The 24,788-nt window shown below is 61.5% G+C and carries 23 protein-coding genes; 10 read left to right on the top strand and 13 right to left on the bottom strand.

What is annotated here, in order from left to right; genetic code table 11:
* Window positions 1-14: 14 nt before the first annotated feature.
* The 3 genes from VCK47_RS01685 to hemB all read right to left on the bottom strand — a co-directional run bounded on the left by VCK47_RS01685 (window position 15) and on the right by hemB (window position 3,079).
* The gene (locus tag VCK47_RS01685) at window positions 15-572 is read right to left on the bottom strand and encodes a YSC84-related protein (protein ID WP_322888999.1); all 558 of its coding nucleotides are present in this window, start codon (window positions 570-572) and stop codon (window positions 15-17) included.
* Window positions 573-697: 125 nt separating this feature from the next.
* Complete coding sequence (locus tag VCK47_RS01680; RefSeq protein ID WP_322888998.1) at window positions 698-2,014, bottom strand: methyl-accepting chemotaxis protein; 1,317 nt, start codon at window positions 2,012-2,014, stop codon at window positions 698-700.
* 66 nt (window positions 2,015-2,080) lie between these two features.
* Window positions 2,081-3,079, bottom strand: a complete 999-nt coding sequence (hemB, locus tag VCK47_RS01675) for a porphobilinogen synthase (protein ID WP_322888997.1) — start codon at window positions 3,077-3,079, stop codon at window positions 2,081-2,083.
* 119 nt (window positions 3,080-3,198) lie between these two features.
* Here hemB and VCK47_RS01670 point away from each other — a divergent pair, with 119 nt between their 5' ends.
* Together VCK47_RS01670 and mfd are read left to right on the top strand one after the other, a co-directional pair.
* On the top strand, window positions 3,199-3,723 hold the full coding sequence (locus VCK47_RS01670; protein WP_322888996.1) for a hypothetical protein: 525 nt from the start codon (window positions 3,199-3,201) through the stop codon (window positions 3,721-3,723).
* A 38-nt stretch (window positions 3,724-3,761) separates the two neighbouring features.
* On the top strand, window positions 3,762-7,208 hold the full coding sequence (gene mfd, locus VCK47_RS01665; protein ID WP_322888995.1) for a transcription-repair coupling factor: 3,447 nt from the start codon (window positions 3,762-3,764) through the stop codon (window positions 7,206-7,208).
* Window positions 7,209-7,261: 53 nt separating this feature from the next.
* On the opposite strand, the gene VCK47_RS01660 is transcribed toward mfd, so the two are convergent.
* Together VCK47_RS01660 and VCK47_RS01655 are read right to left on the bottom strand one after the other, a co-directional pair.
* The gene (locus VCK47_RS01660; RefSeq protein WP_322888994.1) at window positions 7,262-8,470 is read right to left on the bottom strand and encodes a multidrug effflux MFS transporter; all 1,209 of its coding nucleotides are present in this window, start codon (window positions 8,468-8,470) and stop codon (window positions 7,262-7,264) included.
* Complete coding sequence (locus VCK47_RS01655; protein ID WP_322888993.1) at window positions 8,467-9,111, bottom strand: DsbA family oxidoreductase; 645 nt, start codon at window positions 9,109-9,111, stop codon at window positions 8,467-8,469. The genes VCK47_RS01660 and VCK47_RS01655 overlap by 4 nt, the downstream gene beginning before the upstream one ends.
* Window positions 9,112-9,208: 97 nt before the next feature.
* Here VCK47_RS01655 and VCK47_RS01650 point away from each other — a divergent pair, with 97 nt between their 5' ends.
* Window positions 9,209-9,832 carry an XRE family transcriptional regulator gene (locus tag VCK47_RS01650; RefSeq protein WP_322888992.1) on the top strand — a complete coding sequence of 208 codons (624 nt, stop codon included), beginning with the start codon at window positions 9,209-9,211 and terminating at the stop codon, window positions 9,830-9,832.
* A gap of 82 nt (window positions 9,833-9,914) precedes the next feature.
* On the opposite strand, the gene VCK47_RS01645 is transcribed toward VCK47_RS01650, so the two are convergent.
* Window positions 9,915-11,729 carry an extracellular solute-binding protein gene (locus VCK47_RS01645; protein WP_322888991.1) on the bottom strand — a complete coding sequence of 605 codons (1,815 nt, stop codon included), beginning with the start codon at window positions 11,727-11,729 and terminating at the stop codon, window positions 9,915-9,917.
* Between the two features lie 271 nt (window positions 11,730-12,000).
* Here VCK47_RS01645 and VCK47_RS01640 point away from each other — a divergent pair, with 271 nt between their 5' ends.
* Together VCK47_RS01640 and VCK47_RS01635 are read left to right on the top strand one after the other, a co-directional pair.
* Entirely contained in the window at window positions 12,001-12,774 is a 774-nt protein-coding gene (locus VCK47_RS01640; RefSeq protein WP_322888990.1) for a 3-hydroxybutyrate dehydrogenase, read from the top strand.
* Window positions 12,771-13,802 carry a patatin-like phospholipase family protein gene (locus tag VCK47_RS01635; RefSeq protein WP_322888989.1) on the top strand — a complete coding sequence of 344 codons (1,032 nt, stop codon included), beginning with the start codon at window positions 12,771-12,773 and terminating at the stop codon, window positions 13,800-13,802. The genes VCK47_RS01640 and VCK47_RS01635 overlap by 4 nt, the downstream gene beginning before the upstream one ends.
* On the opposite strand, the gene VCK47_RS01630 is transcribed toward VCK47_RS01635, so the two are convergent.
* From VCK47_RS01630 to VCK47_RS01610, 5 genes are all read right to left on the bottom strand, one after another.
* Window positions 13,795-14,397, bottom strand: coding sequence for a LysE/ArgO family amino acid transporter (locus VCK47_RS01630; RefSeq protein WP_322888988.1), 603 nt, complete (start codon window positions 14,395-14,397; stop codon window positions 13,795-13,797). The genes VCK47_RS01635 and VCK47_RS01630 overlap by 8 nt on opposite strands.
* Window positions 14,398-14,401: 4 nt before the next feature.
* The gene (locus VCK47_RS01625) at window positions 14,402-15,130 is read right to left on the bottom strand and encodes a DUF502 domain-containing protein (protein WP_322888987.1); all 729 of its coding nucleotides are present in this window, start codon (window positions 15,128-15,130) and stop codon (window positions 14,402-14,404) included.
* A gap of 82 nt (window positions 15,131-15,212) precedes the next feature.
* Window positions 15,213-16,121: a pseudouridine-5'-phosphate glycosidase gene (locus VCK47_RS01620; protein WP_322888986.1), complete on the bottom strand. Its 909-nt coding sequence runs from the start codon at window positions 16,119-16,121 to the stop codon at window positions 15,213-15,215.
* Window positions 16,118-17,008, bottom strand: a complete 891-nt coding sequence (locus VCK47_RS01615; RefSeq protein WP_322888985.1) for a PfkB family carbohydrate kinase — start codon at window positions 17,006-17,008, stop codon at window positions 16,118-16,120. Before VCK47_RS01615 ends, VCK47_RS01620 begins: the two co-directional genes overlap by 4 nt.
* A 38-nt stretch (window positions 17,009-17,046) precedes the next feature.
* A complete protein-coding gene (locus tag VCK47_RS01610) occupies window positions 17,047-17,847 on the bottom strand; it encodes a DUF4198 domain-containing protein (RefSeq protein WP_322888984.1) in 801 nt (266 codons plus the stop codon).
* Between VCK47_RS01610 and VCK47_RS01605 the strand changes: the two genes are divergently transcribed.
* From VCK47_RS01605 to tsf, 3 genes are all read left to right on the top strand, one after another.
* Window positions 17,846-19,186 carry a HupE/UreJ family protein gene (locus VCK47_RS01605; RefSeq protein WP_322888983.1) on the top strand — a complete coding sequence of 447 codons (1,341 nt, stop codon included), beginning with the start codon at window positions 17,846-17,848 and terminating at the stop codon, window positions 19,184-19,186. The two genes, VCK47_RS01610 and VCK47_RS01605, sit on opposite strands and share 2 nt — an antisense overlap.
* A gap of 195 nt (window positions 19,187-19,381) precedes the next feature.
* Window positions 19,382-20,167 (top strand): 30S ribosomal protein S2, encoded by a 786-nt coding sequence (rpsB, locus tag VCK47_RS01600; protein ID WP_322888982.1) that lies wholly within the window; start codon window positions 19,382-19,384, stop codon window positions 20,165-20,167.
* 75 nt (window positions 20,168-20,242) lie between these two features.
* Complete coding sequence (gene tsf / locus VCK47_RS01595; protein ID WP_322888981.1) at window positions 20,243-21,115, top strand: translation elongation factor Ts; 873 nt, start codon at window positions 20,243-20,245, stop codon at window positions 21,113-21,115.
* A gap of 359 nt (window positions 21,116-21,474) precedes the next feature.
* On the opposite strand, the gene VCK47_RS01590 is transcribed toward tsf, so the two are convergent.
* Both VCK47_RS01590 and aroQ read right to left on the bottom strand, forming a co-directional pair.
* Window positions 21,475-22,236 carry a helix-turn-helix transcriptional regulator gene (locus VCK47_RS01590; RefSeq protein WP_322888980.1) on the bottom strand — a complete coding sequence of 254 codons (762 nt, stop codon included), beginning with the start codon at window positions 22,234-22,236 and terminating at the stop codon, window positions 21,475-21,477.
* A complete protein-coding gene (gene aroQ, locus VCK47_RS01585) occupies window positions 22,233-22,679 on the bottom strand; it encodes a type II 3-dehydroquinate dehydratase (RefSeq protein ID WP_322888979.1) in 447 nt (148 codons plus the stop codon). Before aroQ ends, VCK47_RS01590 begins: the two co-directional genes overlap by 4 nt.
* A gap of 156 nt (window positions 22,680-22,835) precedes the next feature.
* Between aroQ and VCK47_RS01580 the strand changes: the two genes are divergently transcribed.
* Entirely contained in the window at window positions 22,836-23,894 is a 1,059-nt protein-coding gene (locus VCK47_RS01580; protein WP_322888978.1) for a glycosyltransferase family 2 protein, read from the top strand.
* Window positions 23,878-24,720: a hypothetical protein gene (locus tag VCK47_RS01575; RefSeq protein ID WP_322888977.1), complete on the top strand. Its 843-nt coding sequence runs from the start codon at window positions 23,878-23,880 to the stop codon at window positions 24,718-24,720. The genes VCK47_RS01580 and VCK47_RS01575 overlap by 17 nt, the downstream gene beginning before the upstream one ends.
* The last annotated feature ends 68 nt before the right edge of the window (window positions 24,721-24,788 follow it).

Genomic DNA, 24,788 nt, shown 5'->3' with positions numbered 1-24,788 from the left:
GTGTCGCGCTGGCGTTACGGGATGATGCGTGTGTATTTGCTGCCTTCCAGTGTCGCGCCGATCCGCAGGCCGGTCTGCCCGAAGACCACGGCAATCACCGGCGACAGCGACGTCGTGGTTTCCGCGCGCAGCATGTCGCTTTGGTTGCTGACGGCATATTCGATATTGGCACTGGCCGCCCAACCGGGCGATTGGCGGAAGTCCAGCAGCGCGTCCGGCGTCATGAAAAACAGCACATAGCTGAATTGCTGCGCCCCGATCTGCAAGCCTGCACTGCCCGAAGTCGCCGAGTAGTAATCCACCGTCGATGGCCCGATCCGCAGCGCGCCGCGCCCGAAAGACCCACCAAGCCCCAGCCCCGCATTGGTAATCAGCGGCATAACCAGCATGCCCGATGCCCGCGACGCAAGATCGCGCGTGCCGGGGAATTCGTTGTACATCTGGTTCAGCGTGGCATCGACGCGCGCGTCGATCATCGCGCCGCCACCTGTGCCGATCCCGTTGTTACACGCCGCAAGGCCGCCTGTTGCCATCAGACCGAGCGTGAAACCGCGCCGAGAAAAACTGCTCATATCCATCTGCCCTTTGCCAAAACGGGGCGTTGACCGCCCTTCACCAACTCAGATTAGGCGATTGTGCCCAAAGTGTCACGCGCTTGGTGCGCGGGCGCGGATTTTTGCGCAGGCAGACCGGCTGCTCAGCTTGCGCGCCGCAAGAGCAGAGGCTGGCGATCTGACGCATCAAAGCGCGCCATCTGGTCAATCAGCGCCGCCACATTCGTCGTCAGCGTTGCATTTACCTGCGCCATCTGGTCGACCATGCCCGCGTTCTGCTGTGTGACGATATCCAGATGACCGACACCGCTGTTGAGTTCATCAAGCGCGATCGATTGCTGGCGGGCGCTTTCTGCGATCGTACGCATGGCATCGCTGATCTTGCCGATACTTTCGACAATAGTCCGGAGTTCACGGCCAGTGTCATTGACAAGGCCGACCCCCGTCGAGACATGCCCCGCGCTGCGGCTGATCAGGGTTTTGATGTCACCTGCCGCGGATTGCGCGCGATGCGCGAGGCCCCGCACCTCGGACGCGACGACCGCGAAACCGCGCCCTGCATCGCCCGCGCGCGCGGCTTCGACTCCGGCATTCAAAGCCAACAGATTGGTCTGAAAGGCGATATCGTTAATGACAGCGATGATCTTGGATATTTCGCCAGAGGAGGTTTCGATCTCTGCCATCGCATCAATAGCGCGTTTCACCACCTCATCGCTTTTGCGGGCTCCGCTGACGGTTTCGGAGGCAAGGTTTTCCGCATCCCGCAGGCTGTCGGTCGATAACCGCACTGTTGTGGTCAATTCTTCCAGCGAAGCGGCGGTTTGTTCCAGCGTTGCGGCCTGCGCGGTTGTGCGGGCAGACAGTTGCGCAGAGGCACCTTCCAGATCGCCACTTACAGCGCGGACCTGCCCTGCGATACGCGAAACGCTTTGCATCATATCGGAAAGGTCACTGGCCGCCCGATTAAATGCGGTCCCGATCGGATCGACATCGGAAAGGCCAAACATCGGCAGGCGGCCAGAAAAATCACCGTTGCTCAATGCCTGAAGGCCCTTGCCAATCATGATGAAAGCATTCGTGCGTGGCGTGACATCGGTGGCGATCTTGATCACAGAGCCAATCCGACCGTCCAGATCGCGCACCCCGCCATAGGTGGCCTGAATCCAGATCGTCCGCCCGGATTTCGTGAGGCGTGGAAAACAATCCGTAAAGGGCTGTCCTTGGCCCAGTCTTTTCCAGAAATCGCCGTATTCCGGCGATTCTGCGTAGCGTGGTTCGACAAACATGCGGTGGTGCCGTCCGACAATTTCGGACAGATCGTATTCTACCGCCTTTAGAAAATTGTCGTTCGCCGTAACAATGGTGCCATCGACGGTAAAGCGGATCACCGCCTGCGTCTGATCGATCAATGTCAGTAACGGATCGGGCGGCGGCGGGACTTTCTTGAGAAACGACAACACAATTCTACCTTCGGCCTTAAACTTCACGTTCTAGTGATAAGGCCAAAGTCTTACCAACCCGTTACCTCAGCCCTGCAAAACGCGCGCGGCGTCCAACGCAAAATAGGTTAGAACACCGTCGCAACCGGCGCGTTTGAAACCCAGAAGACTTTCCATCATGACCTTTTCTCCATCAAGCCAGCCGTTCTGGATTGCCGCCTGCATCATCGCGTATTCGCCGCTGACCTGATAGGCATAGGTCGGCACGCCGAACGTGTCCTTCACCCGCCGGCAGATATCGAGATAAGGCATGCCGGGCTTGACCATGACCATATCGGCCCCTTCGGCCAGATCGCGGGCGACCAGACGGATCGCCTCGTCACTGTTGCCGGGGTCCATCTGATAGGTTTTCTTGTCGCCCGTCAGTGCAGCCGATGCGCCCACCGCATCGCGGAACGGGCCATAGAAGGCCGAGGCATATTTGGCGGCATAGCTCAGGATGGTCACATTGGAATGCCCGTCAGCTTCCAGCGCGGCACGGATCGCGCCGATCCGGCCATCCATCATGTCGGAGGGGCCAAGGATATCTGCCCCTGACTCTGTCTGTGCCAGCGCCATTTTCACCAGGGCTTCAACGGTGCGGTCGTTCACGATCTCGCCGTTTTCGACAAAACCGTCGTGACCGTTGATGTTGTAAGGGTCGAGCGCAATATCGGTCATCACCGCGATGTCGGGGGCGGCGTTCTTGATCGCGCGGATTGCCTGATTGGTCAGATTGTTCGGGTCCCACGCCATGGCGCAATCCTCGGTCCGCGCCTCCATCCCTGTGTAGGGAAAGATGCAGATCGCAGGAATGCCAAGGTTCTGCGCCTCGACCGCTGCCTTGGCGATCCGGTCGACAGTGCGGCGCATCACACCGGGCATCGAAGCGACGGGCGTTTCAGCGTCACGCCCTTCCATCACGAAAACCGGCCAGATCAGGTCATCGACCGTCAGCGTGTTCTGCCGCGCAAGCGCGCGCAGGGCAGGGGTCCGGCGCATCCGGCGCAGACGCGTGACAGGAAATGCGGGGGTGATCGGGGTCATGGGGCGGGCCTTTGCTGCAAAGTCGCCTTTTGGTCGCATGGATTTTACCCCATCACAAGTCTGGGCAATCCCCCTGTGGCCCGCTATCGTCGCGAAGCACATAGTTTGCGGAACAGACCTTGGACCTGATCGATACCATTTTCTTCCTGATCGATTTCAGGACCTTCTCGAACATCTGGTACTGGCTGGCCGTCATGGTGACATGGGCTACGGTCAGCCACTGGGTGATCGGCGTGCCGTTCGACATGATCTATCGCGCGCGCCGGCACGACGGGCAGGCGGCACGCGATCTTGAGGCACTGGTGGCGATCAACGTGCGCAGGCTGATGACGATTTCGGGCACGCCTGCTGTCGTGCTGGCGGGGATGACCGCCTTTTTTATCACTGTCGCTGGTATGCTTGGCTTTGTTTACGGGCTGGAACTGGCGCAGGGGCTGTTCTGTCTGGCGTTCCCGCTGGTGTTTGTGGGGCTATTGACCTTGCGCAGCTGCAAGCGGTTCGCGGTTGACCAACCCGCTGGCGCAGATCTTGCCAAGGCGCTGTTCCGCCTGCGGTTCTGGATACAATGCATCGCGATGGCCGCGATTTTCGGCACGGCGCTTTTGGGGATGTACGTCACCCTTAGCCAGCGCTTCGTGTTTTGAGCGGTTGACACGGCCCCGGCGCAGGATATCTCGGCGCAATGTCTGATCGCACCCATATCACCGTCGCGGGCGCCCCCGAAGGGTTCGACGCCAAGCTGATCTTGGCCGAATTGGCCAAGGGCCAGCCCGTCTTGCATGTCGCGCGCGATGACAAAAGGCTCGCAGCACTGCAGGCATCGCTTGCGTTCTTTGCGCCTGCCGTGCCGGTCTCTGTCTTTCCCGCGTGGGATTGCCTGCCCTATGACCGCGTGTCGCCCAACACCGACATTTCCGCCGCGCGCATGGCGACGCTGGCCGCCCTTGTGCATGGCATGCCCGGCCAGTTCATCCTGCTGACGACGCTGTCAGCCGCCACCCAGCGCGTGCCAGCCCGCAGCACATTGCGCGAGGCGGCGTTTACCGCGACCGTTGGCAAGCGGCTGGACGAGGGCGCTTTGCGCGCCTTTCTGGTGCGGATGGGTTTCACGCAAAGCCCCAATGTGATGGAGCCGGGCGATTACGCCGTGCGCGGCGGGATCATCGACATCTTTCCACCGGGCCAATCCGGCCCTGTGCGGCTGGATCTGTTCGGCGACGTGCTGGATGCCGCGCGCCGGTTCGATCCCGCGACCCAGCGCACCGTCGAAAAACTGACCGAGGTGGAACTGGCGCCTGTGTCCGAGGTGATCCTCGACGAGGCCGCGATCACGCGGTTCCGCCAGAATTACCGGATCGAGTTTGGCGCTGCCGGCACTGACGACCCGCTTTACGAGGCCGTCAGTGCAGGCCGCAAACATGCCGGTGTCGAACACTGGCTGGGGTTCTTTCAAGACGATCTGGAAACCCTGTTCGATTATCTGCCCAAGGCCACGGTCACGCTTGACGACCAGATCGGCCCGCAGCGCGTGGCACGCTGGGACAGCATCGCCGACCAATACGGCACGCGGATGCATGCGTTGACACAAAAGGGGCGGATGGATTCGGTCTATAAACCGGCCCCGCCGCAACTGTTGTATCTCGACGATGCTGCATGGGCGCGGGCAGTGGCGGATCGCCGCGTGCTGCAATTCTCGCCGCACAAACAGGCGACCGGCCCCGGTGTGATCGACGCAGGCGGGCGCATGGGGCGGAGTTTCGCGCCGGAACGCCAGCAGGAAAACCTGAGCCTTTTCGGGGCCTTGGCCGCGCATATCAAGGCGCGCAGTGAAGCTGGCCCTGTCATCGTCGCGTCCTATTCGGAAGGCGCGCGCGAACGGCTGGAAGGCTTGATCGAGGATGAAGGTGTGGGCGAGACGATTGCCATCACCGATTTCTCCCGCGTGGGCAAAACGGGTGTCTATCTGGCCGTCTGGCCGTTGGATCAGGGGTTTGAAGCCCCCGGCCTGACGGTGATTTCCGAACAGGATGTGCTGGGCGACCGGCTGATCCGCCAAACCAAACGCAAGCGGCGCGCCGAAAACTTCCTGTCCGAAGCCAACAGCCTGTCGCCGGGTGATCTGGTCGTTCATGTCGATCACGGCGTCGGGCGGTTCATGGGCATGGAGGTCGTCACCGCCTTGGGTGCGGCGCATGAATGCCTGCTGATCGAATATGCAGAGGAAACAAAGCTTTACCTGCCGGTCGAGAATATCGAACTTCTGTCCAAATACGGGCACGAGGCCGGATTGCTCGACAAACTGGGCGGCGGGGCGTGGCAGGCGAAAAAAGCCAAGCTCAAGGAACGCATCCGCCAGATCGCCGAACGGCTGATCCGTGTGGCGGCCGAACGCGCGTTGCGCAAAGCCCCCGTGCTGGAACCGGAATCAGGGTTGTGGGACCAGTTTCTGGCCCGCTTTCCCTATGCCGAAACCGATGACCAGTTGTCCGCCATCGACGATGTGCTGACCGATCTGGCATCCGGCCAACCGATGGACCGACTGATCTGCGGCGATGTGGGCTTTGGCAAGACCGAGGTCGCGATCCGCGCCGCCTTTGTCGCGGCAATGGCGGGGGTGCAGGTGGCGATCATCGCGCCCACGACCTTGCTCGCACGCCAGCATTACCAGAGCTTTGCCGAACGGTTCCGCGGCTTTCCCGTCAATGTGCGGCCTTTGTCGCGGTTCGTGTCGACCAAGGACGCAGCACTGACCCGTGACGGGATCAACAAGGGTAGTGTTGACATCGTGGTCGGCACCCATGCGCTGCTGGCCAAGGGCGTGAATTTCAAGAACCTCGGCCTGCTCATCATCGACGAAGAACAGAAATTCGGCGTGCAGCACAAGGAACGGCTGAAACAATTGCGCACCGATGTGCATGTGCTGACCCTGACCGCCACGCCGATCCCGCGCACCTTGCAACTGTCGCTGTCAGGCGTGCGCGATCTGTCGGTGATCGGCACACCGCCGATCGACCGTCTGGCGATCCGCACCTATGTCAGCGAATTCGACACGATTACCGTGCGCGAGGCGCTGTTGCGCGAACATTATCGCGGCGGGCAAAGCTTTATCGTCGTTCCGCGCATCACCGATATGGACGAAATGGAAGCCTTCCTGCGCGATGAAGTGCCGGAAGTCACCTATATCAGCGCGACGGGCCAGATGGCGGCGGGTGAACTTGATGACCGGATGAACGCCTTTTACGACGGCAAATATGATGTGCTGCTGGCGACGACCATTGTGGAATCGGGGCTGGATATTCCGACAGCCAACACGATGATCGTCTGGCGCGCGGATATGTTCGGGCTGAGCCAGCTTTACCAGATCAGGGGCAGGGTGGGCCGGTCCAAGACCCGCGCCTATGCCTATCTGACCACCAAACCGCGCCAGAAACTGACCGATACCGCACAGAAACGTCTGCGGGTGCTTGGGTCGATTGATTCACTCGGCGCTGGCTTCACGCTCGCGTCCCAAGACCTCGACATTCGCGGTGCGGGCAACCTCTTGGGCGAGGAACAATCCGGCCAGATGCGCGAAGTGGGCTACGAGCTTTATCAGCAGATGCTGGAGGACCAGATCACCGCGATCCGGTCGGGCGCGGCCGAAGGCATCATCGACGACGGCCAATGGGCACCACAGATCAATCTGGGCGTGCCGGTGCTGATCCCCGAGGACTATGTCCCCGATCTGGATGTGCGGCTGGGCCTGTACCGCCGCCTGTCGAACCTGACGACCAAGGTGGAGCTGGAAGGCTTCGCCGCCGAACTGATCGACCGTTTCGGCCCGCTGCCGCGCGAGGTGAACACGCTGCTGCTGGTCGTGCGGATCAAGGCGATGTGCAAGAAGGCGGGCATCAGCCAGCTGGATGCAGGGCCGAAGGGGGCAACGATCCGGTTCCACAACGACAAATTCGCGTCGCCTGCGGGGCTTGTGGATTTCATCAACGACCAGCGCGGCCAGGCCAAGGTCAAGGACAACAAGATCGTCGTGCTGCGGGATTGGGACAAGGAACGCGACAAGATCCAGGGTGCGTTCAACATCGCGCGGGATCTGGCGGGAAAATTGGCCGAAGAAACGAAAAAAGCAGGGTAAGAACCCTGCTTTTTCCGGTCTCCGACGGGGATATTTATTCTCGGAAGATGGGTTCAGGCTTCGCCCGGCCGCTTGATCTTGGTTGTCAGCCACAGCGCGATGACAGCCGCGACCAGCGCACCAATCGCCATCGGCATCGGGGTGCCGTCGAACATCAGCGCGATGGGGGCGGCGATCAGGACAGCGCCCACAGTGCTGATCGCGGCGATGATCGAAGCGGCAAGGCCCGCGATATGGCCCATCTCCTCCATCGCAAGCGCGTTGAGGTTGCCAATCGTCAGCCCCGCCTGAAAGAAGTTGCCGGTGACCCAGACCACATAGGTCCCGAAAGCCAGCCAATAAGGGCCGTCCATCGCTGTGATCGCGATCATCACAATGGTCAGGCCGATCTGCACGGTCAGCATCGCCTTGATGATCGCGCGCATCCCCAGTTTCATCACCAGCCGCGCGTTCAGCAGGCTGGCACTGGCCGCGACTATGGCGATGCCGCCGAACCAGTAGTGGAAATGCGCGCCTTGCCCGAAGGTCACGTCGAACACCTGCTGGGTCGAGGACAGCACCATGAACAGGATGCCGAAAACCAGCGTCTGCACCGCAATCGACAAACGCGCCGTGGGATGGGCGAACATCTGGCCTGTGGCGGTGGTCAGCGCCGTGAGGCTGAGCGGGCGGCGCTTTTCCGGCATCAGCGTTTCAGGCTGACGGATCAGCAGCCAGAGCAGAGTGGTGACCGAAAACAGTATGAAGGCCGCAAAGATCGCGCGCCAGCCGAAACCAAGAATGATGAAATGCCCCAGCGTAGGGGCCAGCGCGGGCACCAGCGCGAAAACCGCCATGACAAAGGACATGATCCGCGCCATGTCGCGCCCTTGATAGATGTCGCGCACCAGCGCCATCGCGACCACGCGCGGCCCTGATGCCCCAAGCCCCATCAGCACCCGTGCGGCCAGCATCAGTTCCAGTGATTGCGCAGCCCAGGCCAGAGCGCAGGCGATGACATAGATCACAGCACCGCCGACCATCACCGGCTTGCGGCCATAGGCATCCGACAGCGGGCCGGTGAACAGCGTCCCGATCCCCATGCCCAGCACGAAACTGGTGATGATCAGCTGCGCATTGTTGAGGTTGTCGGGGCTGAGCGAGGCGCCGATTTCGGGCAGGGCGGGCAGCATCGCGTCGATGGAAAAAGCGACCGTCGCCACGACCATCGCCATCAGGGCCACGAATTCGGTCTGGCCCAGACGCTGCGTCGGGGCGATCATGCTTCGTCGCCGATCTGGGCCATGATATCGGTGATGACCTTGACCCAGAGGTCGGGCGGCTGCGCGCCGGGCACGGCATGCTGGTTGGCGACCACAAAGGTCGGCACGGCGGAAATGCCCATTTCGCGGCTATGCGCATCGCGCGCGCGGATATCGGCGGTATCGGCATCCGAGGCCAGAAGCCGCGTCACAAGGGCTGCGTCCATTTCCGCCGTATCGGCGATATCGGCCAGCACCTCGTGGCTGCCGATGTCGCGGCCTTCGACGAAATAGGCTTTGAAGAGCAGGTCCACCACAAGGGTCTGGCGCGCCTCAATCCCCGCCCAATGGATCAGGCGGTGCGCGTCGATGGTGTTCGGGGTGACCTGCATCGCCTCGAAATTGATCGTCAGCCCGGCTCTTTCGGCATGGGCCACCACCGGCGCATAGGCTTTGGCCGCCGCGGCCTTGCCGCCGAATTTCGTTTCCAGATAGGCTTTGCGGTCCATGCCGCCTGCAGGCATGTCTGGGTTGAGCTGGAACGGATGCCATTCGATCGTGAACGGATGGTCGGGGAATTGCAGCAAGGCCGCATCCAGATTGGCCTTACCTATATAGCACCAGGGGCAGATCGGGTCGGAAATAATGTCAAGTTTGACCATGATGGCCCCCAGATGGCTGTCGGATGAGATTATGCCACAGGCCTATCGGCCCCCTTGGTCAGTTGCAAGATCAGCCGCGCCTGCGTAAAGAATTGCTATGGCCGATATCGACCCGAAAAACCTGATCCGCATCGCGCATGAAAACGGCGCTGCCAGCGTCGCCCAACCGCTGGACCTTGGCGCGCGGGTGCGTGAATTGCGCAAGGCGCGCGACTGGACGCTGGAACAGGCCGCACGGCAGGCGGGGCTTGCACGCTCGACCCTGTCCAAGATCGAGAACGGGCAGATGTCACCCACCTATGACGCGCTGAAAAAGCTGGCCGTGGGGCTGGATATCTCTGTCCCGCAACTGTTCACGCCGCCCGCCAAGGGGCAGGTCAACGGGCGGATGGCTGTAACAAAAGCCGGCGACGAAGCAGTGCAGATCACCACAACCTATGAACATGCACTGCTGGCCGAGACGCTGACGACCAAGAAGATGCTGCCTTACCGCGCCCGCGTGCGCGCCCGCCGGATGGAGGAATTCGACGGCTGGGTGCGCCATGACGGCGAGGAGTTTCTCTATGTGCTGACCGGGCAGGTGCGGCTTTACACGGAATTCTACGAGCCCATAGAGCTGAAGCGTGGCGACAGCGCCTATTACGATGCCGCGATGGGCCATAATGTCGTGTCGGTCAGCCCCGAGGATGCGACGATCCTGTGGGTGACGTCGCTGAGCTGACTTTTATGCGCTCCGCGCGGGGAGTATTTGGGGAAAAAAGAAGTTGAAAAAGGCCCGGGGGTGTTACCCGGGCCTTTGTGCTTTAGTCCTCGTACCACCAGACATCGGGCTGCCAGCCTGGCCAGTCGCCGAAGATCGGCATTTCTTCGGGGAACCGCAGATTGCTCGCATGGGCGATCCGGCTGATGTTCCACTGGTAGATCGGGATCACGTAACGCCCTGCGGTCAGGATCCGGTCGAGCGCGTGGACGGCGGCGACGAAATCATCCTGGTTTTCCGAGGTCAGCAGGCGGTTGATCATTGCATCCACGGCAGGCGATTGAACGCCCATCACGTTGCGCCCGCCGGGCTGGTCGGCGGAGGCGGCACCGAAATAGCTGAACTGTTCATTGCCGGGCGACAGCGACAGGCCGACGCGGTAATAGGTCATGTCGAAATCATAGGCATCGACGCGTTCCTTGTATTGCGCGCCATCGGCGGTAGAGACGCGCGGGGTGATCCCGATCCGCCCCAGCGACTGGACATACATATCGATGATCGACTGGTTTTCCGAACTGCCCTGTTCAAGCAGTATCTCGAAGGTAAAGGGGTTTCCGGCAGCGTCGCGCAGAACGCCGCCCTGCACGGTCCAGCCTGCCTGTTCCATCAGGTCGAGCGCAGCCGCCGTGCCCGCGCGGTTGCGTTCGGTGCCGTCGCCCACGGGCAGGCTGTAGCCTTCCAGCGTGCCGGGGGTCAGGTCAGCGGCGAAAGGTTCCAGAAACTCTGCCACGCGCCCCGTGGCGGGGCCATGGTCCATGCCGAGCGGCGAGTTTGACCAGTAGGAGGTTATCCGCGGCTGCGCGCCGCCGGTCATCGCGTCATTGATGAATTCAAAGTTGAAAGCCTGAATCAGCGCCTCGCGCACCCGCCAGTCGGCGAACTGGTCCCGACGCGTGTTCATCACGAAGCCCGTCATGCCCGAGGGCCGCTCATGGCCCAGCACCGACAGGGTGACATCACCATTGCGCACGGCGGGAAAATCATATTGCCCTTCCCAGCGGGCGACGTTGAATTCGCGGTTGGTTGTCACTTCAAGCGTCTTGAAAGCCTCAAAGGCGGCGGTTTCATCGCCGAAGAATTCGATGCGCACCTCGTCGAAATTGTGCTGGCCGCGCTGGAACGGCACATTCACGCCCCAGTAATCGGGGTTGCGCCGCAGCGAGATGAAACGCCCGGCCTCGAAATCGTCGATCACATAGGGGGCAGAAGTGATCGGCACCACGCCAAGCGTGCTCTCGGCGAAATCGACGCCGTCCCACTGCGCCTTTTTCAGGATCGGACGCAGCCCCGCGAGCAACGCCAGTTCACGGTCGGCCACGTTGAACGTCAGGCGCACGGATCGCTCGCCGGTCTGTTCGATGCTGGCCACCCGGCTCCAGAAGCCCAGATAGCGCGGATGGCCGATGGTGCCCAGGGTTTCGAATGACCAGATCACATCCTCGACCGTGACAGGGCTGCCGTCGGAAAAGCGGGCCTCGGGGCGCAGGGTGAATTCGACCCATTCGCGGTCGGGGCCGGTCTCGACCGATTCGGCCAGCAGGCCGTAAAGCGTGAAAGGTTCGTCCAGCGACCGTGCCATCAGGCTTTCACCGACGAAATAGCGCAACTGCCATGACACGCTGCCCTTGAGGATGAACGGGTTGAGGCTGTCAAAGCCGCCGACCTCTGACGTGACGATGCGCCCGCCTTTGGGCGCGTCGGGGTTCACATAAGGCAGGGACACAAAATCAGGTGGAAGTGCCGGGTCGCCATACATAGCTATGCCATGCTGGGGTTCTGCGATGGCTGCGCCCGAAATCGCCATCACCGCTGCGGCCGTGCGACATGCCGCGATCAAGCGGCCAAAATGAAATGCCATTTTTGTGATGTTCCCTGTCGGTAAGTGATTTGCTCCCGATCACCGTAAAGACGGTTTTGAGCATTATCAAACTTTTAGCTTGGAGCCGCGCGGGGAATTGCTTATAAAGGCATCACTGCTCGATAGGTTTCTTGCCTGTATGAAACCTGCCTCAATAACTTAGCGCCCGCCTTGTGCGGGCGTTTTTTTATGGGCTTCACGGGACCGTGAGTGACCTTTGCAGGTGCAGCATGTAAGGTGAGTCGCAACCGCAACTTCCGGAGACCACCACATGCATCTGCAAGGAAAAACCGCCGTCATCACGGGGTCCACATCGGGGATCGGGCTGGGTATCGCGCGCGAACTGGCCAAGGCGGGGGCGAATGTCGTTCTCAATTCCTTCAGTGACACGGATGAGGACCATGCCCGCGCCGCCGAAATCGCGGCTGTGACAGGGGTCGAGGCACGGTATATCCAGGCCGACATGTCCAAAGGCGACGAGTGCCGCCGCCTGATCGTGGCGGCAGGTGGCTGCGATATTCTGGTGAATAATGCGGGCATCCAGCATGTGTCGCCGATTCAGGATTTCGACCCCAAGAAATGGGACGCGATTATCGCGATCAACCTGTCCTCGGCGTTCCACACCACCGCTGCGGCCGTGACGGGGATGCGCGAACGCGGCTGGGGCCGGATCATCAACGTGGCTTCGGCGCATGGGTTGACGGCCTCGCCCTATAAATCCGCATATGTCGCAGCCAAGCACGGGATCGTCGGGCTGACCAAGACGGTGGGGCTGGAAACAGCGCGCGATCCGATCACCTGCAATGCGATCTGCCCGGGCTACGTGCTGACACCATTGGTCGAGGCCCAGATCCCCGACACGATGAAAGAATACGGCATGTCGCGCGACGAGGTGATCGCCAAGGTCATGCTTGAACGCCAGCCGTCCAAGCAATTTGCCACGGTCGAGGAACTGGGCGGCACGGCCGTGTTCCTGTGTTCGGATGCAGCGGCGCAGATCACCGGCACGACGATCAGCGTCGATGGCGGGTGGACCGCGCAATGAAGCGGATCAACCTTGCATTACAGGGCGGCGGTGCGCATGGCGCCTTTACCTGGGGCGTGCTGGATGTGCTGCTGGCTGATGAAGAGATTGAAATCGCCGCGATCTCGGCCACTTCGGCGGGTGCGCTGAACGCGGCGGCGCTGAAATCGGGTTGGGTGCGCGACGGCCGCGCAGGCGCGCGCGAAAACCTCGACTGGCTTTGGGGGCAGGTCGCGGGCGTGACCCATGACTGGCTGGCGGACTGGGTGTCGTCGCTGGCACCCTCGGCGGGGGTTCTGGCGAAGGCGATGAAGTATTCGCCCGGTTTTGCGATGATGGACATGACGACGCGGATGATGTCGCCCTATGTCTACGGGCCGATGTTCCGCAACCCGCTGGAAGACATCGTGTCGCGGTTCCAATATGACGCGGTCTGCGCCAAGGGCGGGCCGGAATTGCATATCTGCGCGACCAATGTGCGCAGTGGCAAGATCCGCGTGTTCACCGGCGACGAGATATCTTCCGACGTGATCATGGCCTCGGCCTGTTTGCCGACGCTGTTTCAGGCGGTCGAATTCACCGACCCCCGCACAGGCAAGTCAGAGGCGTTCTGGGACGGCGGCTATAGCGGGAACCCTGCGCTTTTCCCTTTGTTTCGCAAGACCTTGCCGGATGATATTCTGGTGGTGAACATCAACCCGCTGTACCGTGCCGAACTGCCGACCGATGTGCAGGCGATCCAGAACCGGATCAACGAGATCAGCTTCAATTCGTCGCTTTTGCGCGAATTGCGCGCTATTGCCTTTGTCAAACGGCTGCTGACCGACGGCGCGATGAAGCGCGGGACGATGAAGGATGTGATCGTGCATCTGATCGCCGATGACGTGCTGATGAACGAATTGAACGTGGCGACCAAGACGATCCCGCAGGCCATCGTGATCGCGCGGCTGAAAGAGGCGGGGCAGGCGGCGGCAACAGCGTTTCTGGCGGCGCACAAATCCGATCTGAACGTCAAAAGCACTGTCGATCTGGAGGCGATGTTCAAGTAACCAGCTTGATCGCCAGCGCCCACATCACCAGCCCGATCCCAAGGTCGAGCCGCCGCCACGCGCGGGCCGATTGCATGACGGGGGCCAGCAGCCGCGCGCCATAGCCGAGACTGAAAAAGAACGTGTAGGACGCAAGCACAGCCCCTGCGCCAAAGGCGGTTTTCAGCGCGGCGTCGGTGAATTGTGTCGAGACGGCACCCACCAGCCCCAGCGTGTCCAGATAGACATGCGGGTTCAGCCATGTGAAGGCCGCGCCTGTCGCCAGCACCCGCCACAGGCTGCTTGATGTGCCTGCGACCTGCATCGCGTAATCGCCCCGATAGGCCGCCCAGAACCGCAATGCACCGTAAACCGCAAGGAAGGCCGCTCCACCCCAGGCCATGATCTGCGGAAAGGCAGGGTAAAGTGTCACCAGATAGCCGAAACCCAGCACACCTGCCGTGATCAGCACGGCATCGGACGTGGCACACAGCAGGCAAAGCCAGAACACATGCTGCCGCGCAAGGCCCTGACGCAGCACAAAGGCATTCTGCGCCCCGATTGCTAGAATCAGCGCAAAGCCCGTGGCAAACCCCGTAACACCGGCGGTCAGCAAGGGGTCACTCTGCGGCGTCCGGCATTTGGTCCACGGGTTTGTTGTTGGGATAGACAAGCCCTGCCGAGATCACGAGCTTGGCCGCATCCTCGACGCTCATGTCGAGTTCGATGACATCCCGCCGCGGCAGGAACAACAAGAACCCCGATGTCGGGTTGGGCGTCGTGGGCAGGAACACGGTGACGATCACCTCGCCATGCACCAGCTTGGCGTTGATCTCGCCTTTGGCATCGGTCGAGATGAAAGCGATCGCCCAGATCCCTTTGCGCGGGTATTCCACCAGACAAGCTTTGTCGAAAGACGTCTCGCGCTGGGAAAACACGGTTTCCGCGATCTGCTTGGCGGCGTTGTAGACCGACCGCACGACCGGCATCCGATCCACGAACCGTTCCCCGATTCCAAGGAATGACCGCCCGATCAGCCCCTTGCCCAGCCAGCCCACGATGATCGTGAAGATCAGGAAGATCACGACCCCGACGCCGCGCACGTTGACGGTGATTTCGTCCCCCGGTTCACGCCCAAGCAAGCGGTTCACCAGCGGTTCGGGGTGATAATAGTCAGGTACAAAGGGCCAGACCCAACTGTCGACCCAGCCCACAACCGTCCAGATCAGCCACAGTGTCAGGCCAATCGGTGCGATGATGATGAGCCCGGCCAGAAAGTTGCTGCGCAGCCGCGCGATCACCCCGCGCGAGGCGCGGCGTTTGGGGTCGATGTGCAGGGGATCGGCCATGGCTTTATCCGGCTAAAGTTACGCCAACATACCTAAGGACAGCCGCGCGCAGCGGCAAGCCACTGCACTGGCCTGCCACGGTTTATTTCAGCATCGCACGCGCGATTTCGGCAGCAAGGCGCGCATTATTGCGCACCAGCGCGATATTGGCGGTCAGCGACCGGCCATCGGTCAGCGCGAAAATCCGGTCGAGAAGGAAGGGCGTGACCGCCTTGGCGCTGATCTTTTGCGCCTCGGCCTCGGCGAGCGCTTCAGCGATGATCGGGGCAAGGATAGATGCGGCGATTTCATCGACCACAGGGATCGGGTTGGTGACCAGTTGCCCACCCGCAAGCCCCATCGCGCCGCGCATCTTGTGGCTGGCGGCAATGCTTGCGGCATCGTCCATGCGCAAGGGGGCGGGCATGTCGGATGTGGCCGACCAGAAAGCGGGAATGCTGTCTTGCCCATAGACGATGACCGGCACGCCCAAGGTTTCCAGCACTTCGAATGTCTTGGGCAGATCAAGGATCGCCTTTGCACCTGCCGCGACCACCGTGACCGGTGTCAGCGCCAGTTCCTGCAGATCGGCAGAAATGTCGAAACTCAGCTCTGCCCCGCGATGCACGCCGCCGATACCACCTGTGGCGAATACATGAATGCCCGCCAGATGCGCCGCGATCATGGTCGCAGCAACCGTCGTGGCCCCCGTGCCGCCCGTGGCGATACAGGCCGCAAGGTCCGCGCGCGACAGTTTGGCGACATGCTGCGCCTGACCCAGCGCGTCGAGTTCCGCCGCCTCCAGCCCGATATGGAGCCGCCCGTTCATCACGGCGATGGTCGCAGGCACGGCCCCTGCATCACGTACATCCTGTTCGACCAGCCGAGCCGTTTCGACATTCTGCGGAAAAGGCATGCCGTGGGTGATGATCGTGCTTTCCAGCGCGACAACGGCACGGCCATTGGCGAGCGCCTCGGCCACTTCGGCGGAATAGGTAAGCGGGATGGTCATGGGATCTCTCCTGAAACATAGGTGGCGGCGGCCTGACACGCGCGGTCAAGGGCGGCATCGCGCGCCATGCCCTGCGTTTCCGACGCGATATGCGCGGCCATAAAGGTGTCGCCTGCGCCGGTCACGCGCGTGACCATGACGGCGGGGGGGACGCGGGTGATGATATCGCTGCCTGTCGCCTCGGACGCAGATTTGCCGCCGTCGGTGACCAGCACACGCCGCGCGCCGCGCGCGATCAGCCCTGCGGCGGCCTCGGCAGAGGTGTCAAAGACCGTCTGGCAAAGCAGTCCGGCCTCTTCGAGATTGACGTAGAGCGTGGCGGAGGGATGCCCCAGCAGCGCCAGCAGCCGTTCCGCCTTGCCGGGGGATGCAGGTGCGACGCGCAGATCGGCGTTGCGGAACAAGGGCGAGGTCGCGATTTCGCGCAAGAGGTCCACGGTCAGATTGCCATCCAGCGCCACAGGCCCCGTCCAAGGCGCATCCACCGACCCCAGATCGCCGCTGGCCAAAGGGCGCAGGATTTTGTCGCCCGCAGCCTCAAGCGAATGGGCATCGGCGATGGCGGCGATGAGGCCATTGGCGCCTTCGATGGCCATATAGACATCGGTGGGCAGGTCCTCGGACCGGTAGACATGGTCACAGACCAGCCCCATGCCGGTCGCTGCAGCGATCAGCTCGTCGCCCTCGGCATCTCGGCCCACATTGGTCAGCAGGGCCGGCACCATCCCGAAACGGCGCAGGGTCATCGCGATATTCATCGCCACACCGCCCGGCAGGCGGGTGATCCGCCCCGGCACATCAGAGCCTACGCGCATATGGCTGGGCGCTCGCCCGATCACGTCCCAAAGGACCGATCCGATACATAGAATGTCAGGTTGCTGCGTCATGCGCGGCTTGTGCCGCGACCGCGCGCAAAGGGCAAGCGTTACTGCGGCACCGCAAAGGTCAGATTGGCCCAAAGCGTTTGCCACACGGCCCCTGTCGTTTCCTGCAGCGCCGGACTCGGTTCGCGGATCAGCACGGCATCCAGCATGTATTCATGCGCAGGCAGGACCGCAAACCGCGCGATTCCATCGGTATCAGTGCGGATATAGGTCGTCGTGACTGTGCCGTCGGGGGATTTGGCGAAAACCTCGATCTGGGCATCGGCACGCGGATCGTTGCGATAGAAAAGCTGGACGGCAAAGTCTGCGGCGGGGTCGACGGTATAGGGGTTGTCCAGCGCGACGAGTTCGGTTTCCAGCCCCACGCGCCGGTCTGCGCCCGCGCCGGACCCGACACTGACCAATGATTTCGAATAGCGTGCATATGTTTCGGTAAAACCCGCATCCGGCAGGCCGCGCGCATCATGCAGGGCGCGGACATCGCCAAGATCCTTGTGGTCCACAAAGGACTGGAACGCATCCCAATCGGCATAATCCAGATTTGCGGGCGCCGATTGATAGGCCAGTACAGCCAGACCGTCCCCCAGTGCGTCCATCTGCAAGGCAGGCGTATCGCCCGGCCTGCCGGTGATCCCTGCGGACAGATCGCCCGAGAACTGGACCGCGTTCACGATGCCACGCGGCAGGTAAGGGACGGTCACGCCAGCAAAGTCTTCTCCATTGACAAGGTTGGCCTGCAACCTACTGTCTGACGGCACCTGATAGGCCAAAGGTGCTATCCAGAATTCGTGGGCCGCCGCCGGGGCTGCCCACAGACAGAAAATGACAGAAAGTGCGCGCATGATGATATCCCTGTTCGGTTTGCTTAGGGTGTCGCGCCTGCGGGCATTGTCAAGCGCACTGCTGGTCACGTTTCTGGGCCTGACCTCGGCGAGTGCACACGAGGTGATCCCCACGATCGCGGATATGCGGGTGGACGGCGACCGCATCATGTTCGACCTGCGCGCCAATCTGGAAAGCTTCGTCGCAGGTGTGGACCTGTCGCAGACCGCAGATACCGACCTGTCGGCAGAGGCTGCGACCTATGACAGCCTGCGCGCGCTGGACCCTGACGCGCTGGCGGCGCAGTTCACCACGTTCTGGCCGCAGATGGCCGCTGCGATCACGCTGCGCGTGGATGACGCAACACTGACGCCGGAACTGGACAGCATCATGGTGCCGCCTGTCGGCAACCCCGAACTTTTGCGCACCTCCGAACTGACCTTCAGCGCGCCTTTGCCCGAGGGGGCGACAGCGGTGGATTTCGGCTGGACGCCTGCGCTGGGGGCCATCGTGCTGCGCCAGATGGATGTGCCCGAACCCTATGACGGCTATCTGGACAACGGCGCCACATCCGGCCCCATCGCCTTGGCGGGCGGGGACCGCGCGACGGGGTGGGAGACATTCGTCAACTATATCCCCGTGGGTTTCGACCACATTCTTCCCAAAGGGCTTGATCATATCCTGTTCGTGCTGGGTCTGTTCTTTCTGGCTGCGCGCGCCGGTCCGCTGATTTTGCAGGTCTCGCTGTTCACGCTGGCGCATACGATCACGCTGGCGCTGGCGGCCCTTGGCTATGTCAGCATCCCCGGTGAAATCGTCGAGCCGCTGATCGCGGCCTCCATCGTCTTTGTCGCGGTAGAGAATATCTTTACACGGCAGGTCAGCCGCTGGCGGCCCTATGTGATCTTCGGCTTTGGGTTGCTGCACGGGCTTGGCTTTGCCTCGGTGCTGGGAGAATTCGGGCTGCCGCAGGATACATTCGTGGCGGCCCTGATCGGGTTCAACGTGGGTGTCGAGGTAGGCCAGCTTGCGGTGATCGCGGTGATGTTCCTGTGCGTCTGGCAGGCGATCCGCATCGACCGCGGCGCCAATGAGATCGCACAGGGCTTTGCGCTTTATGGCGTCTTGTTTGCGGCGGCTGTGGCGCTGATTGCGCTGAACCCGCCGATGCTAGTCGAGCTGCTGGAAAACCCCGTCTGGGTCTTTGCCGCGCCGCTGGCTGCGATCTTTGCGCTGTCGGCGCTGTCAATCGCGATGCGCGACCGGATCGACGCCTACAGGCGGATCGTGACGATCCCCGCCTCTGGCGCGATTGCGGCGGTGGGGGCGTTCTGGGTCGTGGAGCGGGTGTTTTTGTGAAAAACATCTGCTTGCGCCGAAAAACGCAGGCCGCAGCGGTTTCAGGCTCTTGCACAGGGCAGGGGGTGCCGCTATAGCCGCGGCACTTAATCCCGCAAGCGGGGGCGGGTGTCTTGGGGAGAAATCCCAAGCCATCCACCGGTTGGGCAGATGCCTGATCCCCTGCTGAGGCTGAAACCGGAAAAGGAAACGACCATGGCTCTTCCAGAGTTCAACATGCGTCAGCTGCTCGAAGCTGGCGTTCACTTTGGCCACCAGACCGCGCGCTGGAACCCCAAGATGGGTCAATACATCTACGGGTCGCGCAACGGCATCCATATCATGGACCTGACACAGACCGTTCCCATGCTGGACCGCGCGCTGCAGGTCATCCGTGACACCGTCGCCAAGGGCGGCCGCGTGCTGTTCGTCGGCACCAAGCGTCAGGCGCAGACCCCGATCATGGAAGCGGCGGAAAAATCCGCGCAGTTCTACATGAACCACCGCTGGCTGGGTGGCACGCTGACCAATTGGCAGACCGTGTCGCAGTCGATCAGCCGCCTCAAGGCGATCGACGAAGCATCGGCCAACGGCTTTGCCGGTCTGACCAAGAAAGAACGCCTTGGCATGGAACGCGAGCAGGCCAAACTGCAGGCGTCGCTGGGCGGTATCCGCGAAATGGGCGGCGTGCCTGACCTGCTGTTCGTCATCGACGTCAACAAGGAAGACCTTGCCATCGCCGAAGCCAACAAGCTGGGCATCCCCGTTGTGGCCGTGGTCGACACCAACTGCTCGCCCGCCGGTATCGACTATGTTATCCCCGGCAACGACGACGCGGCCCGTGCGATCGCGCTTTACACCGATCTGGCTGCGCGTGCGGCCCTTGACGGCATGACCGCCCAATTGGGTGCGGCCGGTGTCGACATGGGTGCGATGGAAAACTACGCCGAGGAAACACTGGCCCAAGAAGCGGCTGACGCCGCCGAAGCCGCCAACGCCTGATCCGTCAGCGTCACAAAACTTTAGGGCAGGGGCGTTATGCCCCGCCCGACCCATTCCCTTTAAAGGAGAAGTAACATGGCAATCACCGCTGCAATGGTGAAAGACCTGCGCGACAGCACAGGCGCAGGCATGATGGACGCCAAGAAGGCGCTGACCGAAACCAATGGCGACATGGAAGCCGCCGTTGACTGGCTGCGCACCAAGGGCCTGGCCAAAGCCGCCAAAAAGGCAGGCCGCACCGCCGCCGAAGGTCTGGTGGCTGTCGCTGTCGAAGGTGGCAAGGGCATCGCCGTCGAGGTGAACTCCGAAACAGATTTCGTCGCCAAGAACAGCGATTTCCAGAAGATGGTGCAGGGCATCGCCAATGTCGCGCTGACCGTCGGTGACGTTGACGCGCTGAAAGCCGCCGACATGGGCGGCAAGACGGTCGAGCAGGCCGTGACCGACGCTGTCGCCGTGATCGGTGAAAACATGTCCGTGCGCCGCATGGCGACGCTGGCAGGCGATCAGGTTGTGACCTATGTCCACAACGCCGCCGCCCCCGGCATGGGCAACATCGGTGTTCTGGTCGCAATGACCGGCGACAACGAAGCTTTTGGCCGGCAGGTTGCGATGCATATCGCCGCTGCCAACCCGTCCGCCCTGTCCGAGGCCGATCTTGACCCCGCAATGGTCGAGAAGGAAAAGCAGGTCCAGATCGACATCGCCCGCGAATCCGGCAAGCCCGACGCGGTGATCGAAAAGATGATCGTCGGCCGCATGCAGAAATACATGGCCGAAGTCACCTTGCTGAATCAGCAGTTCGTGGTGAACCCCGATCTGACCGTCGCTGCCGCTGCCGCAGAGGCTGGTGTCACGATCACCGGTTACGTCCGTCTTGAAGTCGGTGAAGGCATCGAAGTCGAGAAAGAGGATTTCGCCGCCGAAGTGGCCAAGCTCAACGGCTAAACCTTCGCAGTTGAACGACAACGGCCCGCATCGCTGCGGGCCGTTTGTGTTTTGGGGTGCTGTAGCGCGGCATCGCCTCAGGAAGACAAGACGATGCCGCTACGGTCAGGATTGGTCCAATTTTTCGGGACAAGAAACCAACCCCATCCGCTGTTGCGGCAACGGCGGCCAAATCCGCCGCGCCACCGATGGCCGGTTGCCCAGCCAAGCAGGTCGGTTCTGAAAATGCAAAACCCTGCCGATGCCCCAAGGGTTGAGTTTACCCCTAGGTCAAGTGACGGTTAACGCGCAAAACCATTGCGGTGAAGTCTGGTATACCTGACCTGTTGCAGATCAGCCCGCATGTTCCGGAAAGCGTTTCAGGCTTTTCCGTCGACAAAAAACATCTGGTTGTAGAATGCCGCCTTGAGCACGGCCTGCGTGGTTGTCGCGACATCCAGCGTCTCGCGCGCAAGGCGCAGGTGTTTTTCCACTGTGGCCGGTGTCAGCCCCAGCAAAACAGCGATATCTTGTGTGGTCTTGCCGTCGCCGACCCATTGCAGCACCTCGCGCTGGCGCTTGGTCAGCTGTCGTTCACCCGAATAGGGCAGGCTCAGCAGCTTGAGATGCATCACGTTGTTCATCACGATGATGGCGTCACCATGTTGTGCCCAGACCTGTTCGACCTGATCCTGTGTCACGCCCGGCGCGGCCGTCAGCGCGATCGCCCCCTTGGACCGCACCGAGATCGAGCGGAAGCTGATCGTATAGCCTGCCGTCACCTGCATCGAGCGGTTGAACTCCATTACCCGCTGTTCGCTGGGTGTCAGGTTATCTTTGCGCTGCATATCCATCATCCAGCGCCAGCTACAGGCGCCGTCATTGGCCATCGCCCATTTGATCATCGGGGCGTGGTAATAAAGGCCTTCATCGAAAAAGACCTTCATATAGTCGGGCGTCTGCGTGGACAGCAACACCCAATCCTGCGGATCGCCAAGCGACTGGGAGGTCCGGTAATGGGTAAAGCCGTACATCAGCCGGTCAAACCCATAGACAGCCATCTGGCGCACATGCAGGTCCCACAATTCCTCGATTGTGACGGCATGCGTCATCCGGTCAAGCTGGGCGACGATGTCTTTCATTCTTGCGCCCCGAGGTATCCAACCAGTGCCTCCATCGCGAGAGGATAGCCCGCCGCGCCAAAGCCGCAGATCTGCCCGACCGCGACCGGCGCGATGTAGGATCTGTGGCGGAACGCCTCGCGCGCATGGATATTCGACAGGTGCAGTTCGACAACGGGCAACATGATCGACGAGACCGCATCCATCAGCGCGACGGATGTATGCGTATAGGCGCCTGCGTTCAGGATGATCCCGTCATACACCCCGCGTGCAGCATGCAGCGCGTCGATCAGCACACCTTCATGGTTGGATTGCACGAATTCGACCGTCACACCCAAGGCTTGCGCCTTGGCGGCGCACATGGCTTCGATGTCTTGCAGGGTGACGGGGCCGTAGACCTCTGGCTGGCGGGTGCCCAGCAGGTTCAGGTTCGGGCCGTTCAGGATGAGGATTGCATGTATCATTCGGGTTCTCTAGCACCATTCAACCCTACGACAAAACACAAATAATCGGCGTCACGCAACCCATGCGTGTGTCGCGTCATGCAGGACTAGATCGCAGCCCGGCAATCAGCTAGACCCGCGCAGGCCGACGGCGTGTGAAGGAAAGACCAGTCAACCGTGACGCATTCCAAAGTCATCATCACCACGATGAAGAACGAGGCGCCCTATATCCTCGAATGGGTGGCGCATCATCTGGTCATCGGTTTTGACCATATCGTGGTGTTGACGAACGACTGCACCGATACGACAAACCCGATCCTGCAACGGCTGGACGAATTGGGCTATATCACCTTCCGCCCGAACAGTCAGGGCGCGGGTGGCGTGCATCGTACCGCCATCCGGCGCGCGCAACGGCTGGAGGTGGTGCGCAACGCGGACTGGCTTTATGTCACCGATGCCGATGAATTCCTGAATATCCATTGCGGCGACCATTCCGTCGATGCGCTGATCGCGGCCAGCGGCGGCGATGATGTGGATGTCATCATGGTGCCGTGGCGGATTTTTTCGTTCAACAAACGCGTCATTCTGCGCGACAGCCTTGTCACCCGGCAATTCACCGATGCCGAACCATCGTTCGAGGAGGGCGGGGCGGGGCGCCGTTTCGTCAAATCGCTGTTCCGCAACAAGGACGTGTATCACCGCATCGGGATGCATAACCCGCATGTCCGCGAAGATCACGCCACAGCCCTGACATGGGCGCTGCCGGGCGGATTGCAGGCGTCCAACCTGCAGGCAGGCAATCACGCGCAGCCCCCGTTTGGACAGGATTTTGCGCAGATCAACCATTACGCCGTGCGGTCCGCGCAGGCCTATCTGCTCAAACGCTACCGCGGGCGGGCCAACCACCAGAGCCATGTGCTCGACACCGGTTACTGGGACCGCTGGAACCGCGGCGGCTGCGAGGATACGACGATTCACCGCTACGCCGCCCTGACGCAGGCCTTGCTGGATGTGTTCAAGGCCGATCCCGTGCTGGCGCGGATGCACCGCAAGGGGTTCCGGTGGCACAAGGCAAAGCTGGCCGAACTGATGCAGGACGAAGCTTACGTCGATCTTTACCGCAAGATTTCGGCATCGGACCCTGTGAGCGTGGTCAAGAAAGACCGCCGCATCCGCGAATCGCGCGAAAGTGTGGCAGTACAAAAGGACGACACCGATCATGTCCCAGACGCTTAAAGGCATCGGCACGCTTTGGGTCGAAGGACCGCTAAGCTTTCTTGAACAGATGTGCCTGTTGTCCTTCGTCGCCCAAGGCCACAAGGTCACGCTGTTCCACTATGGCGAGATCGCGAATGTCCCACAGGACATAGAGGTCATCGACGCCCGCGAAATCCATGATCCTGCCAAGATCATCTATAACAAGCAATTCGGCACGCCCGTGGTGCAATCCGACATTTTCCGGCTGCATATGCTGTACCGGACAGACCTGATGTGGGCCGATTCCGATGTCTTGTGTCTGAAACCCTTTGATCTGCCGGGCGACCATGTGTTCGGCTATTTCAAGCGCCGGCAGCTGTGCAACGCGATCATCGGCCTGCCGCATGACAGCCCGGGGCTGAAAGCCTATTTCGACTATGTGCAGGACGAATACCCGATCCCGCCGAACCTGTCGCCCGAAGACCGCGAAAGGATGCTCGCCCTCAAGGCGGCAGGAGAAGTAAAACACGCCTCCGAACAGGCGCATAGCGTTTACGGTCCGGGTGTTTTCACGCATTTCATGGAACAAAGCGGCGAGATCGCGCATGCGACGCAAGCTTCGGTGTTTTACCCGCTGCCGTTCCGGCAAGCCGGTCAGATCAGCGATATCCATGTCCGCGACTTTCGCGCGGCCTATATCAAAAAGGATACGCTGGGCATTCACCTGTGGGGCCGGCGCATCCGCTGGTGGGTTAGCGGGCGCGGTATCCAGCGCTACAGCCTGATGGACCGCACCCTGCGCAGCCTTGGCATTGACCCCACAAAAGCGCCCATCCCGAAAGCGCGGCGCAAGGCGCGGGCATGATCGCGGCTTCCATCCGGCGGTGTAAAAGTGCTACCCATGGACAGCACTTTTACACATGTTCTGCAGGA

This window comes from Yoonia sp. 72, assembly GCF_034652275.1.
Classification (GTDB): Bacteria; Pseudomonadota; Alphaproteobacteria; order Rhodobacterales; family Rhodobacteraceae; genus Yoonia.
This window is presented reverse-complemented; position numbering and strand designations above follow the sequence as displayed.